Origin of the sequence: Bradyrhizobium sp. 187, from assembly GCF_023101005.1 — a bacterium.
In the GTDB taxonomy this organism is placed as follows: Bacteria; Pseudomonadota; Alphaproteobacteria; order Rhizobiales; family Xanthobacteraceae; genus Bradyrhizobium; species Bradyrhizobium canariense_D.
In genome coordinates, this window is record NZ_CP064693.1 from 1,112,650 (window position 1) to 1,128,258 (window position 15,609).

Annotated in this window: 16 protein-coding genes and 1 pseudogene; 11 read left to right on the plus strand and 6 right to left on the minus strand. The window is 62.5% G+C overall.

From position 1 onward, the window contains the following. Positions 1-52: 52 nt before the first annotated feature. From IVB19_RS05460 to IVB19_RS05500, 9 genes are all read left to right on the plus strand, one after another. The gene (locus IVB19_RS05460; RefSeq protein ID WP_247296232.1) at positions 53-1,303 is read left to right on the plus strand and encodes an MFS transporter; all 1,251 of its coding nucleotides are present in this window, start codon (positions 53-55) and stop codon (positions 1,301-1,303) included. A 235-nt stretch (positions 1,304-1,538) separates the two neighbouring features. Beyond that, a complete protein-coding gene (locus IVB19_RS05465; protein ID WP_240543166.1) occupies positions 1,539-2,384 on the plus strand; it encodes an outer membrane protein in 846 nt (281 codons plus the stop codon). Between the two features lie 128 nt (positions 2,385-2,512). Next, positions 2,513-3,430 (plus strand): outer membrane protein, encoded by a 918-nt coding sequence (locus IVB19_RS05470; protein ID WP_085348794.1) that lies wholly within the window; start codon positions 2,513-2,515, stop codon positions 3,428-3,430. 68 nt (positions 3,431-3,498) lie between these two features. Beyond that, positions 3,499-4,089 carry a glutathione S-transferase family protein gene (locus IVB19_RS05475; protein WP_018453558.1) on the plus strand — a complete coding sequence of 197 codons (591 nt, stop codon included), beginning with the start codon at positions 3,499-3,501 and terminating at the stop codon, positions 4,087-4,089. A gap of 25 nt (positions 4,090-4,114) precedes the next feature. Continuing rightward, on the plus strand, positions 4,115-4,579 hold the full coding sequence (locus tag IVB19_RS05480) for a GNAT family N-acetyltransferase (protein WP_018453559.1): 465 nt from the start codon (positions 4,115-4,117) through the stop codon (positions 4,577-4,579). Between the two features lie 171 nt (positions 4,580-4,750). Next, positions 4,751-4,942: a hypothetical protein gene (locus tag IVB19_RS05485; RefSeq protein ID WP_240543165.1), complete on the plus strand. Its 192-nt coding sequence runs from the start codon at positions 4,751-4,753 to the stop codon at positions 4,940-4,942. 79 nt (positions 4,943-5,021) lie between these two features. Further along, entirely contained in the window at positions 5,022-6,194 is a 1,173-nt protein-coding gene (locus IVB19_RS05490; RefSeq protein ID WP_247296226.1) for a phosphoserine transaminase, read from the plus strand. Between the two features lie 212 nt (positions 6,195-6,406). Continuing rightward, a complete protein-coding gene (serA, locus tag IVB19_RS05495; protein WP_247337608.1) occupies positions 6,407-7,996 on the plus strand; it encodes a phosphoglycerate dehydrogenase in 1,590 nt (529 codons plus the stop codon). A gap of 151 nt (positions 7,997-8,147) precedes the next feature. Next, positions 8,148-9,320, plus strand: a complete 1,173-nt coding sequence (locus IVB19_RS05500) for a thiolase family protein (protein WP_007596708.1) — start codon at positions 8,148-8,150, stop codon at positions 9,318-9,320. 87 nt (positions 9,321-9,407) lie between these two features. On the opposite strand, the gene IVB19_RS05505 is transcribed toward IVB19_RS05500, so the two are convergent. The 4 genes from IVB19_RS05505 to IVB19_RS05520 form a co-directional block, all read right to left on the minus strand. After that, a complete protein-coding gene (locus IVB19_RS05505) occupies positions 9,408-10,313 on the minus strand; it encodes a bile acid:sodium symporter family protein (RefSeq protein ID WP_018453563.1) in 906 nt (301 codons plus the stop codon). 120 nt (positions 10,314-10,433) lie between these two features. Next, on the minus strand, positions 10,434-10,586 hold the full coding sequence (locus IVB19_RS05510) for a hypothetical protein (RefSeq protein WP_018453564.1): 153 nt from the start codon (positions 10,584-10,586) through the stop codon (positions 10,434-10,436). A 297-nt stretch (positions 10,587-10,883) separates the two neighbouring features. Beyond that, positions 10,884-11,111 (minus strand): hypothetical protein, encoded by a 228-nt coding sequence (locus IVB19_RS05515; protein ID WP_085348786.1) that lies wholly within the window; start codon positions 11,109-11,111, stop codon positions 10,884-10,886. 42 nt (positions 11,112-11,153) lie between these two features. After that, a complete protein-coding gene (locus tag IVB19_RS05520) occupies positions 11,154-11,342 on the minus strand; it encodes a hypothetical protein (RefSeq protein ID WP_018453567.1) in 189 nt (62 codons plus the stop codon). 151 nt (positions 11,343-11,493) lie between these two features. Between IVB19_RS05520 and IVB19_RS05525 the strand changes: the two genes are divergently transcribed. Further along, positions 11,494-13,497, plus strand: a complete 2,004-nt coding sequence (locus IVB19_RS05525) for a BTAD domain-containing putative transcriptional regulator (RefSeq protein WP_247821061.1) — start codon at positions 11,494-11,496, stop codon at positions 13,495-13,497. Positions 13,498-13,500: 3 nt separating this feature from the next. Here the strand turns inward: IVB19_RS05525 and IVB19_RS05530 are convergent, their stop codons facing one another. Beyond that, positions 13,501-13,995, minus strand: coding sequence for an MAPEG family protein (locus IVB19_RS05530; RefSeq protein ID WP_143273320.1), 495 nt, complete (start codon positions 13,993-13,995; stop codon positions 13,501-13,503). Between the two features lie 90 nt (positions 13,996-14,085). Here IVB19_RS05530 and IVB19_RS05535 point away from each other — a divergent pair. Next, positions 14,086-14,232: pseudogene (locus tag IVB19_RS05535) on the plus strand (acetyl-CoA C-acyltransferase); the annotation flags it as partial. A gap of 90 nt (positions 14,233-14,322) precedes the next feature. On the opposite strand, the gene IVB19_RS05540 reads toward IVB19_RS05535, so the two are convergent. After that, the gene (locus IVB19_RS05540; protein WP_063745866.1) at positions 14,323-15,366 is read right to left on the minus strand and encodes an AI-2E family transporter; all 1,044 of its coding nucleotides are present in this window, start codon (positions 15,364-15,366) and stop codon (positions 14,323-14,325) included. Positions 15,367-15,609 lie beyond the last annotated feature (243 nt).

A 15,609-nucleotide genomic window follows, 5' to 3' on the forward strand; every position in this document is an offset into this window, starting at 1 on the left:
GCATCGTAACTAGCTTGTCGCGGCAATCTGCCGCGCCCGCCGGGATGCTCCAGTGAACAAGCCTGTCGTCGTCTCAGAGGAAACACTGACGGAGCCCGTCCTCGTCAGCGACGTCGCACCCGGCGCCAAAAGTGCCGCGGGGCCGGCCTATGTCGTGCTGGCCGGCATCAGCTTCTCGCACTTCCTCAACGACACCATGCAGTCGCTGATCGCTTCGGTGTATCCGATCCTGAAGGACACCTACGCGCTCGACTTCGCGCAGATCGGCATGATCACGCTGGCCTTCCAGTTCACGGCCTCGCTGCTCCAGCCGGTGGTCGGCCACTACACCGACAAGAAGGCGCAGCCCTATTCGCTGTCGATCGGCATGGCCTCGACCTTCTTCGGTCTGTTGCTGCTCAGTGCCGCCCACCAATATCTGGTCATCCTCGTCGCCGCCGCTCTGGTCGGCCTCGGCTCGGCGGTGTTTCACCCGGAGTCGGCGCGCATCGCGCGGCTCGCCTCCGGCGGCCGTTACGGTTTTGCGCAATCGGTGTTCCAGCTCGGCGGCAGTTTTGGCACCTCGATGGGACCGGTGCTCGCCGCGCTCATCGTCGTGCCGTTCGGGCAGGGCAGCATCGCCTGGTTCTCCTCGATCGCCTTCCTCGCGATCCTCATCCTCTGGCGCATCGGCCGCTGGTACGAACCGCAGATCAAGGCGAAGAAGGCGGTGGTGGATCAAGCCCATCCCGACGCGCCGAATTCGCGTCGCGTCGTCGTTGCGCTCCTCGTGCTGGTCGCGCTGCTGTTCTCGAAGCAGCTCTACGTCTCGAGCCTGTCGAGCTACTACATCTTCTATCTGATCGACCGCTTCGGCGTATCGACGCAAGCCGCGCAGATGTATCTCTTCATTTTCCTCGCAGCGAACGCGGTCGGCGCTTTTCTCGGTGGTCCCCTGGGCGATCGCTTCGGCCGCAAGATCGTGATCTGGATCTCGATCCTGGGGGCGCTGCCGTTCACGCTGGCGCTGCCCTATGCCGGGCTCTATGCGAGCGCGGTGCTGTCCGTGCTCATCGGCCTGATCATCTCCTCGACGACGTCGTCGATCATCGTGTTCGCGCAGGAGCTGGTACCGCACCGCTTCGGCATGATCTCCGGCGTATTCTTCGGTGTCGCCTTCGGCATCGGCGGCCTGGGCGCCGCCGTGCTCGGCAAGCTCGCCGACCACACCTCGATCGCGTTCGTCTACCAGGTTTGCGCCTATCTGCCGGCGATCGGCCTGCTTGCGGTATTCCTGCCCAAGCTGCCGCGGCACGCGCGTTAACATATCCTGACTTGCTGCAACGCGGCTTCATACATCGTTAGGAAATGCGGCGACGGCGTCGCATTTGGCGCTGCATTTTTGCAACGCTCGCGACGCCCGCGCGTGCGAGTTGAGAAAAAATCAACCTTAAAAATTAGGGTTAAGTGGCGCTTAAGCATTTGCTGGCATCGTCCGGGCCGTGAGTTTCCAGAACGTGAGGCGCCGTATTGCCTCACCGGCCAAAAGGACGAAGCCAATGCGTAGCGTTAAGTCTCTCCTTGCCGCGGGTGCGGCAACCCTGATCTCCTCGATGGCGTTCGCCGCCGACATGCCGATCGCGGCGCCCCCTCCGATGTACGCGCCCCCGGCTCCGCCCGCCGACTTCGGTGGCTGGTACCTGCGCGGCGACGTCGGCTTCAGCAATCAGAAGACGAGCGATCTCCACTACGGTCGCGAGTCCGCCTATTCGCAGCTCACCTCGTTCAATCAGCAGTCGTCGTTCGACACCGCCGGCATCTTTGGCCTCGGCGCGGGTTACCGGTTCAACAATTGGTTCCGCGCGGACGTGACCGGGCAGTATCGCGGCAATTCGAATTTCAAGGGAACGGATCGTTTCACCGGAACCGCGGGCGGCGTGCCCTACAGCGGGATCGATAATTACAGCGCATCCAAGTCCGAATGGCTGGTCTTGGCGAACGCGTATGTCGACCTGGGCACCTGGTGGTGCATCACGCCGTTCATCGGTGCCGGCGTTGGCGGCGCACGCGTCTCCATCTCGAACTTTACCGATACCGGCATCAACGATCTTGCGTTCTCGACGGCGAGCTTCTCGAGCGCACCAGCCGGTTCGAAGTGGAACCTGGCGTGGGCTGCCCATGCGGGTCTCGCGTACAAGGTCAATCCCAACCTCGTTCTCGAACTGGCCTACAGCTATGTCGATATGGGTGAGGGGCAAACCGGTGTCTTGTCGACCTACACCGGGGCAACCACCGGCAACGTTTTCAAGTTCAAGGACATTACCTCGCACGACCTGAAGCTCGGCGTGCGCTGGAATCTCGACAGCCCGCCGGCCTACATGCCGCCGCTCGTCACCAAGGGCTGATCGTCAGCCTCATCGCTTAATCTCTCTTAACGGCGCGGGATCATCCCGCGCCGTTTTGCTTTGCGTATTTTTCATGGCGGGCGGCGACGAAAGCCTCCGGCGCAACCATTGGTTAAGGTTAACGGGCCATGATCACGAGCGAAAGTTCGAGTTCGATGGAGCGTTCGATGCGTAGGCTTTTGTTGGCGGTGGCGATGTTGGGGACGGTCTCTGCGGCGCACGCGGCCGATCTCTCCGATCTTCCCATCCTCCGAGGCAGCTTCACCGACGGGCTGTCAAAGACGTCCCACAACTGGGACGGTTTTTATGTTGGCGGCCAGTTCGGGTTTGCCACGACCGATGTTGATTTCAGTCATGCTCCGAAGACGATGACCGACTTCATGCTTCGCAACAGCATCCTTGAGGCGCCAGTCGGCGGCTGGTCGCTGCTGCCGAGTAACCACGTGCAGTCGACCGGGTTTGGCGCCTATGTCGGCCGCAATTGGCAGCTCTACGATGCAGTGTTCGGCGTCGAGGCCAATTACAGCTACATGAAGAATATATCGAGCTCGGCAAGTGATTCCATGACACGCATTCTCGACGGTGAGACGGCGCCAACGGGCCATACCTATACCTACGTCACTTCACTCGGTGGTGGTGCTGCGCTAAAGCTGAAGGATTACGCCACCTTCCGCGGTCGGGTCGGTTGGGACGGCGGCGACTTCATGCCCTATGCCTTCGCCGGTCTGGCGATTGGGCGCGCTGAAGTTTCGCGATTCGCGACGGTGTCCTACATCAAGCATGACGACTATGACGAGTCGATTGTCCTGGGCGGTGTTACGGCGACGATCCATCGACAGGACACGATTGACACGGGTACGTTTAACAAGACTGAGCTGCGCACCAACAGCTTCATGTACGGATGGACGGCCGGTATCGGTGTCGAGTACGCGATCTGCAACAACATCCTGGTTCGCGGCGAATGGGAGCATGTCGGCTTCTCGGACGTGAAGGACATCACTGTCGGCCTGAATAACTTCCGCGTCGGCATTGGCTACCAGTTCTGAGTCGCCCGCTTCCTGTTGACAGATTCCTTCCGTCCTGATGCTCTGTCGCCGAATGCGCGGGGGCACCGATGCGGATCTACGGCGATAGCAATTCCGGCAATTGTCTGAAGGTGAAGTGGGTCTGCGACAAGCTCGCGGTGCTCTACGAGTGGATCGAGATCGACACCCGCAAGGGCGAGACCCGTACGCCGCAATTCCTCCAGATGAACGGTGCCGGCCAGGTGCCCACCGTCGCTTTCGACGACGGTCGCACGCTGGCGCAGTCCAATGCCATCATCCGCTATCTCGCGCGCGACAGTGCGCTCATTCCGGGCGACGCCTTCACTGCCGCCAAGATGGACGAATGGCTGTTCTGGGAACAATACAGCCACGAGCCCTATATCGCGGTGTGCCGCTTCCAGCTCGTCTATCTCGGCAAGGACGCCTCCGAGCTCGATCCTGAAAAGGTCAAGCGCGGCTACGCGGCGCTCGATCGCATGGAGCAGCATCTGGCGGCAAACCGCTTCTTCGCCGGTGATGACGTTTCGCTTGCCGACGTCTCGCTGCTTGCCTATACGCGCGTCGCGCATGAAGGCGGCTTCGATCTCGGTCGCTATGCCGCCATCCGCCGCTGGATCGGCGAAGCCGAGACCTTTCTCGGGCTACCCAAGGTGCGTTAGGCGCGCTTGAGGCAGGAGTAACTTTATGAACGCCGAATCTGTCTCCATTCGTCCCGCGCGCCGCGAAGATGTTGCTGCGATCGTGACGATGCTCGCCGACGATCATCTCGGGAGCGCACGCGAGCGCGTGGAAGACCCGTTGCATGCGTCCTATTACGAGGCATTCGCGCGGGTCGAGCGCGATCAAAATATCCAGCTTGTGGTTGTCGAGAGTGAGGGCAGGGTGGTCGGCTGCCTGCAGCTCGCGATCCTGCCGGGTCTCAGCTCGCAAGGCGGCTTGCGCGGTCTGCTCGAAGACGTCCGCGTCGCTTCCGATTGCCGCAGCCGCGGCATCGGCGAGCAATTGGTGCAATGGGCGGTGACGGAAGCGAAAGCGCGCGGTTGCAATCTCGTCGAACTGCTGACGCATCAGACGCGAACAGATGCGCAGCGCTTCTACAAGCGGCTTGGGTTCACGGCGAGTCACGTCGGCATGACTGTCCGCTTTTGACGCAGCACGCTATGAGCCTTGCGCGATCAGCGAAATCGGATCGCGCGTACGTTCATATTAAGAGCTGATAAACCACCGTCACGGCGTTCACGTTGGTGAAGGAACGAACGGTGCTACGGGACGTCGAAACCGGGCTCGATCGGTTCGGGGATTTCGATGACAAGCTATTCGATGATCAAGGTCGGCAACGACTACGTCGTGCAGGCCAATGACAAATGCATTTTGAAAGTCGGCAGCCGCCGCCGCGCCGCGCAATTGATCAGCGATGCCACGGGCTTGCTGAACGCGCTGGCGGTGGTCGATTCCCCCAAGATCGCACCGGAGGCGCCATCACCCGCGCGTGAGGCGCCGGAACTTCCTTGACTGGTCTTCCCGATTCCCGTATCAGCCGCGGCGGGACACCTCCCCCCAACGGGAGGCTTACTATCTGGAAGGGTAGACGATGACTGTAGCGAAGCCCGCTTCGCGGCCGAACATGCCGCATTTTTCCTCCGGCCCCTGCGCCAAGCGCCCCGGATGGAATGCCCAAAATCTCAAGGACGCAGCGCTCGGCCGTTCGCATCGCGCGAAGGTCGGCAAGACCAAGCTCAAGCTAGCGATCGATTTGACTCGCGAAGTGCTCGAAGTGCCCGCTGATTATCGCATCGGCATCGTGCCGGCCTCCGATACCGGCGCGGTCGAGATGGCGCTGTGGTCGATGCTGGGTGCGCGGCCCGTCACCACGCTCGCCTGGGAATCCTTTGGCGAGGGCTGGGTCAGCGACATCGTCAAGGAATTGAAGCTCAAGGACGTCACCAAGCTCAACGCGGCTTACGGTGAGATCCCCGACCTCTCCAAGGTCGATCCGAAGTCCGACGTCGTCTTCACCTGGAACGGCACCACCTCGGGCGTGCGCGTGCCGAACGCCGACTGGATCAGCGCGACCCGCGAAGGCCTGACCATCTGCGACGCCACCTCGGCCGCGTTCGCGCAACCCCTCGACTGGGCCAAGCTCGACGTCGTCACCTTCTCCTGGCAGAAGGCGCTCGGCGGCGAAGCCGCGCATGGCATGCTGATCCTGTCGCCCCGCGCGGTGGAGCGGCTCGAAACCTACAAGCCGGCCTGGCCGCTGCCGAAGATTTTCCGCATGACCAAGGGCGGCAAGATCAACGAAGGCATTTTCGTCGGCGAGACCATCAACACGCCGTCGATGCTCTGCGTCGAGGATTATCTCGACGCACTGAACTGGGCCAAGTCGATCGGCGGCCTGAAGGCGTTGATCGCGCGCGCCGACGCCAACACCAAGGTGCTCGCCGACTGGAAGGCTAAGACGCCCTGGATCGACTTCCTCGCCAAGGACGCCGCAATCCGCTCCAACACTTCGGTGTGCCTGAAGTTCACCGATCCCGCGATCACCTCACTCTCCGAGGACGCGCAGGCCGAGTTCAGCAAGAAGCTGGTGGCGCTGGTCGAGAAAGAGGGCGCGGGCTACGACTTCGCCTACTATCGCGATGCGCCCGCCGGCCTGCGTATCTGGTGCGGCGCCACCGTCGAGGCCAGTGATGTCGCGCTGCTGACCCAGTGGATCGACTGGGCCTTCGCCGAGACCAAGGCCGCGCTCGCCAAGGCGGCGTAGTTTTTACCTCTCCCCGTTCTTACGGGGAGAGGTCGGGTCGCGCAGCGATCCGGGTGAGGGGCTCTCTCCGCGAGCACCTCGCCTGTGGCTGCCCCTCACCCCGACCCTCTCCCCGTAAGAACGGGGAGAGGGAGAGCAAAGAGCTTCCGAGCAATTCCCCATTCCGGCCCTCAGGCCGATCTCCCTCTAGGGACGGCGAAGGACACATCTCCATGACCAAACCCAAAGTTCTCATTTCCGACGCGCTCTCTCCCGCTGCCGTGCAGATCTTCAAAGACCGCGGCGTCGAGGTCGACTTCCAGCCCAATCTCGGCAAGGACAAGGACAAGCTCGCCGAGATCATCGGCAATTACGACGGCCTCGCGATCCGCTCCGCGACCAAGGCGACCGCGAAGATCCTCGAGAAGGCGACCAACCTCAAGGTGATCGGCCGCGCCGGCATCGGCGTCGACAACGTCGAGATTCCTGCCGCCACGGCCAAGGGTATCATCGTGATGAACACGCCGTTCGGCAATTCGATCACGACCGCCGAGCACGCCATCACCCTGATGCTGGCGCTGGCGCGCGAGATTCCGCAGGCGGACGCTTCGACCCAGGCCGGCAAGTGGGAGAAGAACCGCTTCATGGGCGTCGAGATCACCGGCAAGGTGCTCGGAGTCGTCGGCTGCGGCAACATCGGCTCGATCGTCGCCGACCGCGCGCTCGGCCTGCGCATGAAGGTGATCGCGTTCGATCCGTTCCTGTCGCCGGAGCGCGCCAGGGACATCGGCGTCGAGAAGGTCGAGCTCGACGACCTCTTCAAGCGCGCCGACTTCATCACCCTGCACACCCCGCTCACCGAGAAGACCAGGAACATCATCGACGCAGCCGCGATCGCCAAGATGAAGAAGGGCGTGCGCCTGATCAACTGCGCCCGCGGCGGTCTCGTCGACGAGCAGGCCGTGGTCAACGCTTTGAATTCCAAGCACATCGCCGGCGCCGCTTTCGACGTCTTTGTCGAGGAGCCCGCCACCGCGAATGTGCTGTTCGGTCATCCCAACGTGATCTGCACGCCGCATCTCGGCGCGTCCACCACCGAGGCGCAGGAGAACGTCGCGCTCCAGGTTGCCGAGCAGATGTCGGATTACCTGCTCACCGGCGCGATCTCGAATGCCGTCAACTTCCCCTCGATCACGGCGGAAGAGGCGCCGAAGCTGAAGCCGTTCATCGCGCTCGCTGAAAAGCTCGGTTCGTTCGCGGGACAGCTCACCGAGAGCGGCATCCTCAAGGTCGAGATCACCTATGAGGGCCACGTGGCCGAGATGAAGATCAAGGCGATCACCTCCGCCGTGCTGTCGGGCCTGCTGCGGCCGATGCTGGGTGAGGTCAACGTCGTCTCCGCGCCCGTCGTCGCCAAGGAGCGCGGCATGGTGGTGGACGAGATCGTCCGCGCCGCCCAGAGTGACTATGAAAGCCTGATCACCGTCACCGTCACCACCGAGCGGCAGGAGCGGTCGGTCTCGGGCACGGTCTATGCCGACGGCAAGCCGCGCCTGGTCGACATCAAGGGCATCCGCGTCGACGCTGAATTTGGCAAGTCGATGATCTACGTGACCAACGAGGACAAGCCGGGTTTCATAGGCAAGTTCGCGAGCCTGCTCGGCGATGCCAAGATCAACATCGCGACCTTCCATCTTGGCCGCGTTGCGCCGGGCTCCGATGCCATCGCGCTGATCGAGGTCGACGGCGCGGTGCCGGCCGATCTGCTTGCCAAGGTGCAGGCTCTGCCGCAGGTCAAGCAGGTCAAGGCGCTGACGTTCTGATCCGCCGACATATTCCGACCCGCGGAACAACGCCGCCCTCTCGCGAGGGCGGCGTTTTTATTTCTCCCGCGACCGCCGGACATTGTGTACCAATGGCGCCGAGAAACCTCGACCGATGCTCCGGTCAAAATCGTTCGAAAGGGAGAAAACAATGCGTGAAGCCGTCATCGTTTCCTATGCACGCACGGGCCTCGCGAAATCCGGCCGCGGCGGGTTCAACATCACCCCGCCGATGTCGCTCGCGGCCCACGCCATTCACCACGCAGTCGACCGCGCCGGCGTCGAGAAGGACTATGTCGAGGATTGCTATCTCGGCAATTGCGCTCATGGCGCGCCGAACATCGGCCGCCAGGCCGCGCTGCTGGCGGGAATGCCGAAATCGACCGGGGGCGTCTCGGTGAACCGGTTCTGCTCGTCCGGTCTCCAGACCATCGCGATGGCCGCCAACTCGATCCGCTCGGACGGTTCCGACTGCATCGTCGCAGGCGGCGTCGAGAGCATCTCGATGCCGGGCGGCGGCACGCCGAAGGAATCGATCGATCCCGAACTGCTCAAGACGGCACCGGCGATCTTCATGGCGATGATTGACACCGCCGATATCGTCGCCGAGCGCTACAATCTCAGCCGTGAATATCAGGACGAGTATTCGCTGGAGTCGCAGCGCCGCATGGCCGCCGCGCAGCAGGCCGGCAAGTTCAAGGACGAGATCGTCCCGATGAAGACTAAGATGAAGGTGGTCGACAAGGCGACCAAGGCCGAGTCGATCGTCGATTACGTCGTCGACCGCGACGAGTGCAACCGGCCCGAGACCACGCTGGAAGGTCTCGCCAAGCTCGAGCCCGTCAGGGGCCCCGGCAAGTTCGTCACGGCCGGCAACGCCAGCCAGCTGTCGGACGGCGCCGCGGCCGTGGTGCTGATGGAAGCCAAGGACGCGGAGAAGCGCGGCCTCAATCCCATGGGCCGCTTCGTCGCCTGGGCGGCCGCGGGTTGCGAGCCGGACGAGATGGGCATCGGCCCGATCTTTGCCGTGCCGAAGCTGTTGAAGCGTCATGGCCTGAAGATCGACGACATCGATCTCTGGGAGCTCAATGAAGCCTTCGCCAGCCAGTGTCTCTATTCGCGCGACAAGCTCGGCATCGATCCCGCCAAGTACAATGTCAACGGCGGATCGATCGCGATCGGCCATCCGTTCGGCATGACCGGCGCGCGGCTCACCGGCCACATCCTCCAGGAGGGCAAGCGCCGCAAGGCGAAGTGGGGCGTCGTGACGATGTGCATCGGCGGCGGCCAGGGCGGCGCGGGACTGTTCGAAATCTACAGCTGAGATCGAGCCTCATGAATGCGGAAGGCACGGCGTCGCAAGCGCCGTGCCTTGTTGTTTGAGCACCAGGTCAGGCGTGTACTCTTTGGGTCATCGGTTTTGTGGGATGAAGCGGCTGAAGGATGGTAGTCTAAGACAAAGCTTGATGATGAGGGGAAGCGCGAGGACCGGGATGACGCACGCAGCGACATAACCTTCCGCCAGCGACGGCAGACCGAAGCTCGCCGCTGCCCACACGAGCGTGACGTTGCGGTTTCCGCTCACGAGACCGATGGTACCGGCGGTTTGCCACCCCAGTCTCGCGAACGTCATGGCAGCGAGGACGCACAGACCGAAATTGAACACGATCGCCGCGGCGAGCATCACGTCGAAACGCAGGGCGTTGCTGGTCCATTGCGCCCGTATGCCTTGCGAGGTGGCAAGCCCCACGATCATGAGCCCGACAACGGCGATCCCGGTGGCGGCGCTTTGATCGGGCAGAACAGGAATCACATGACGACGAAACCTCATGGCTAAGAAGGCCACCAGGCCTGCAGCGCCGATAATGCTGAAGAGCCGGATCGCCAGCCTGCCCATGTCGAATGCAATTCCAAGTCCGAGCACCGTGGCAAAACTCGGAATCGAGATCGGCGTGAGCAAGGTCAGTGCGATGGAAACGAGCAGTGCGAGACGTGGTCGCAAACCGAGCATTCCGGCGATCGCAGCGGCGCTTCCGACCGGCGGCGCCAGCAATGAAAGCAGAACGCCGGCCCGCAGCGCAGGATCAAGCGGAGCAAAGGACAGCAGAATCGCAGCAGCGAATGGCAGCACCAGGCCAACCCAGGCAAGCACCACGCCCATCAGGAGCGGACGAATGCTGGCTTCAGAGGGGGCAAGACCCGCCGTAAGAAACGAGCCCAGCGTCAGAAGAAATGCCGAAAAAGGCAAAAGATCGTAGCCGAGATGAGCGAAGGGAGTGATCACCAGCCCTGCGCAAAGCGAGATCACCAGGAGCATGGGTCCTTGTCCGCCAAGCGTGGACAATATCCGGCCAACGTACATATCAGCTCCTCTGGACTTACGCATCAACGACGATGCGTCTTCAGATTTCAGTCATGTCGGCCGCCATTGCGAACGTCAGAAGAATCCGGCGCTCAAATCCAGGCCGTAGGTTCGTGAGAGCACGAACACAAAGGCGCACGCTGCGCACAACAGGAGGGCGTGCTTCGCCAATTCGGCACCGATGACCGAGAGGACCGTGCGGGAAATCGTGCGTATGATTGCTGGCATGTTGCCTCCTGGTTTTTCAAATCCCATGAACCGGCTGCATGTGGCGGCCGTCAGTCGGTGTGCGAAGCGAGGATCAGGGGCGGATCACCTGGCTCGGTCGACGCGCGCTGAATCAGGATCGCGCCGATCACGTGAACGAGGCCGAATCCCAGCAGAACGAGGATCATCAGGCGCGTCTCGCCGCCTGTTCGCTTTCTGTCGTGCGATGCCGGAGATCTGGCCCGAATTGGAGACGCAGCACGGTTGTGATTGTTCACGATTGTCCTCATATGCTTTGCTGTCGCTCGTCCCGATCGCCTACGGCGCCGGCGGGTTCGAAATGTAGTGGGTAACGAAATCGTCGGAGGCGAGGTTGGCTTGGCGCTCTCGGGGCGCCTTGCTCATTGCCGCGAAGGCAATCACCAGCGCCAGGAGCGAGCCATAGAAGGCGACCACTCCAAGTCTCCACATCGCAACCAATCGCTGTTCTTGGTCGGACGCGAGAAACCTCTGCGATTGTCTTCCCTGCTGTGCGATGTCGGTCAATGCGACCTCCTGTTTGATGGCTGTTGTGATGCCGGCGTGCGATCAGTCGCCTCCGAAAAGGAGCGGTGCGACGGGCGGCGCCGACTGCGAAGCGGCCCTGAGTGTCGGGTGTGCAAAGGTCGTCAACGCTGCGTCGAATCCGGCGAGAACCACGAACAAGCCAACGACGATCATGATGAGGTGATGCGCGCGCACGCTGACTTCCGGATGAAATTGCTCCGCGTCGATCAACCAACCGGCATCTCGTCGCGATGCGATCTGAACCCACTGTCGTCGTCGCCGGCGTCACTCGGCCGTCACTGCAGCGTTAATATTGTTCGCTAAGGCGGCAATTCGTGTAGGATGTATATCCGTGAGCGCATCTGCTTATTTTTGAGGCGGAATGACCGAAACTGCACCCGCGCCCAGCCCAAGTTTTACTCTCGCACTTCTTGGACGTTTTGAACTGATCGGGCCGGACGGTGCCGTCAGCTTACCGAACAAGAAGCTCGCGGGATTGCTGGCCTATCTGGCCTACACGGCACCTCAGCCTCAGCACCGCGAAAAACTCTCGACCTTGCTGTGGGGATCGCACTTCGAAGCGCAGGCGAAGCAAAACCTGCGACAGGCCCTGTTCAAGCTGCGTCAAGTTCTTGGTCAGAGTGCTCTCAGGAGTGACGGCGAATTCATTTCGTTGAATGCCGTTGTGATCACCTGCGATGTGCCGCAATTCGAGCGGCTTGTCAGAAAGGGCAGCCGTGACGCGCTGACCGCGGCGGCAGATCTCTATCGCGGGCGCCTCGTCGATGACATCGCGGTCAACGCTGAGGGCTGGAGCGAGTGGGTGGCCGGCGAACGCGAGCGGTTATCGGAGCTGGCTGTCGGCGCGATGGTAGCGCTCGGCGACCAGGAACTGTCCGACGGACGTGCCGGCGATGCCCTGCTCGCCGGCCAGCGCGCCAATGCACTCAACAGCATGCGCGAGGATGCGCACCGCCTGATCATGCGCGCGTTGTCCGCGGCCGGCCGCAACGCCGAGGCGCTCAAATATTATCAGGCCGTCGTTGCCTTTCTGAAGCAAGAGCTCGGCACCGCGCCCGATGCCACAACCAGCGCGCTGGCTGCGGAATTGCGCAAGGTCCAGGAGCAGAAGATCGTTCTGCCGGCAGCGGAGCCGACGGCAGACCTTTCGCACCAGGCGGAGCACGTGTTCGGCAACGACAGGCCCTCCATGGCGGTGCTTCCGTTCCGCAACATGGGTGATGAAACCGAACAGGACTACTTCGCCGATGGCGTCACTGCAGACATCATCACCGCTCTATCGCGCTTTCGCGAGCTGGTGGTGATCGCGGCCGGATCGAGCTTTGCCCTTCGGGACAAGGGAATGACCAGCCGGCAGATTGCGCAGCAACTCGGTGCGCAATACGTCCTGAGCGGTCATATTCGCAAGGCGGGCAACCGCATTCGCGTCTCGGCCGAGCTCACTCATACCGGAAGCGAGGCCCAGGTCTGGTCCAATCGCTACGATCGCCCCCTGGTCGACATCTTCGACCTGCAGGACGACGTCAGCAGCAGTGTTGCCGCAGTCGTCGATCCCGCCGTTCGTAGCGCCGAGATCGAACGCGCACGCCGCAAGCCGCCAACTGATCTTTCGGCCTATGATCTGTATTTGCGCGGCCTTCATCATTTATGGGGCGGCACCCGCGAAGGTATCGTCAAGGCCATCGATCTGCTTCGGCGGTCTCTGAGCCTCGATCAGGAGCGAACGGCGACGCTGGCGGCGCTGGCTTGGGGACTCGTGATGGCTCCGCCGCTCGGCGCCAACATGTCTGCGGATGCCGCGTCCGAGGCGGTCGGTCTGGCGCGCCGCGCCGTCGAGCAGGATAGTGGGGACGCTTTCGCCCACGCTGTCTATGGCTTCACGCTGTTTGGGCCCGCCGGCGACAACGATCAGGGGCGCATTCACGCCAGCGAAGCCGCAAGGCTCAATCCGAGTTCGGCTTTCGCATGGGGTGTACTCGGAATGATCGACAGCATGGGAGGCGATTATGCCAACGCACTCGCATGCCTGCATCGGTCTCTCGTCCTCAGCCCCGAGGACAGCATGCTCCATATGTGGATGACGGGACTGACCGCGTCCTACTTTGCCCTCGGGCAGTACGAGGAGGGCGTTGCCTGGGCGCGCAAGTCGGTTCGGCACAATCCGAGCAACGGCACCGGACATCGCATGCTCGCGGCCAACCTGGTCGGGGTCGGCCGGCTGGAGGAAGCCCGCGAGGTCACCCGGGTTCGCGATGCGGCACAAAAAACGACGATCCGCGATCTGCGCGCCATGCGCTTTTTCAAGCAGCACGAGGCGCTTGAACGCTACCTTTCGGCCCAGCAGATCGCCGGCGTGGCCGACTGAGCCTCAAGCGCCGAGTGCAACGAGCAGCGTGCGCACGGTCATGAAGACCAGGATGACCGAGCCGACGGTCCACAGCATTGCGCGAATGTCGTGAATTTGCCCGGTGAGATAGGCGAGAAAATGCAGCAGGCGTGAGGCAACGTAGCCGTAGAGCAGGCATTGCGCGAGAAGCAGCGACGGCTTTGTGAGAACATAAAGAAAGCCCGCGGCCAGGAAATACGGCAGGCTCTCGAGATCGTTCATCTGGATCCGGCGGATCCGCTCCACATCTTCGTTGGGAAGAAGCTGCGCCGGATCGGGTGCGGGATTCAGTGGTGTCTTCTTGATGTCCTCCGGCGAACGGTAGCCGCCCTGGGCCCTCACCATCCGGACCACGGTGAGCCACGACATCGCCACGGCCTTGAGGATGATCAAGCTGGCGGCAACGACATAGGTGGCGAAGAGGGGATCGTGAAGATTGATTCCGTCCAATTTGGTACCCCGCTCCGGCAGGGCCATACTACATGTCCGAGCGGGTTGCGCCACTACGTAAAGGCAGCCGCCAGTCCAGTCCCAGCCTGATCTCGCCTTATGCCTTCGCCAGCGCCGATCGGCCATCCGTTCGGCATGACCGGCGCGCGGCTCACCGGCCACATCCTCCAGGAAGGCAAGCGCCGCAAGGCGAAGTGGGGCGTCGTGACGATGTGCATCGGCGGCGGCCAGGGCGGCGCGGGACTGTTCGAAATCTACAGCTGAGATCGAGCCTCATGAATGCGGAAGGCACGGCGTCGCAAGCGCCGTGCCTTTTGCTTTCTGGCGTGTGCTTGGGGATACGCCCGCGGCAACTCAACCGTTCTTCTCGGGCGCGACAGGTCGGAACACCCACTCGCGCCAGACCACCAGCAACGCCGACATGATCACCGGGCCGAGAAACAAGCCCAGAAGGCCGAAGGCAGCCAAGCCTCCGAAGATCCCGACAAACGCGAACAGAAACGGCAGCCGCGCCGAGTCGCCGACCAGGGTCGGCCAGACGAAATGATCGCCGGCCAACATGACGATCGCGCCCCAGAAGAAGACGCCCGCGGCTGCGAAGCCGCTGCCTCCGCCAGAGACCAGCACCACCGCCGCAGCGGTGAAAGCGAGCCAGGCGCCGAACGGAAGCATGGCGAAGGCCGTGGTCAATATTGTGAATACGATGGCATGCGGCACGCCCGCGACGAAATAGGCCACGCCGATCAATAATCCCTCGCCTGCGGCGACCAGCACCGTACCGTTCACGGTGCCGCGGATCGCATCGACCATTTGCTCGGCGAGACCCTCTCCCGCCTCACCGAAAAGCCGATCGCAGGTTTCCAGCACGCGGTCCGAGATCGACCGGCCGTTGCGCAGCAAGACGAACAAGGCGATCAGCGAAAAGAACAGAAGAAACAGGCGATGAAGCAGCTGTCCGCCGAACGTTCGAAACAGTTCCGATGCGTTGTCTGCGTTGACGCTTTTCAGCCATGCGGTCGCGGCTTTGGGATCGGAAAGATTGCTGCGCCACCACTGCTCGATGCTCTCTGCGGCGATCGGAAGGCGGGCGAGCCAATCAGGCACTTCGATCCCGCTCTCTCCGGCCTGTTTCATCCAGCCCACGAGCAGATCGCCTTGCTGCGCGATCTGATAGACGGCAAGCGACATCGGCGTAAACAGGATGAGGGCGACGACGAGCGTGAAGACCAGCGGGGCCAGGCTGGAGCGGCCGGAGGTCACGCGTGCCGCAAACTTGGTGTAGAGCGGCCACAGGCTGGTTGCGAGTATCGCGGCCCAGATCACCGCGGGCAGAAAGCCCGCCGCCGTCCACAACGCGAGTGCGACCAGCGCAAGGGCAAGCACGACTCGGGCGTTCATGCGCGCGCCTGCGCCGGTAGGCAGCGGCTTTCGCTCAGTCGTGGTCGGGCCTCTGTCGCTCCGCACCGCCTCGCTCCGCTTGGGCGGACGCTGCTTCGATGCCACGGATTTCGCTCGTTCGGTCATTTGAAGTCGCTGGAGTGCGGAGCTGCAGTGTCGAACTGATCAGCAGGAGAAACGCTGGGTCCAGGCTTCAAGCCGCAACGAGGGGCTTCGGTTCCGCTCGGGAAGAAGTCGCAATGA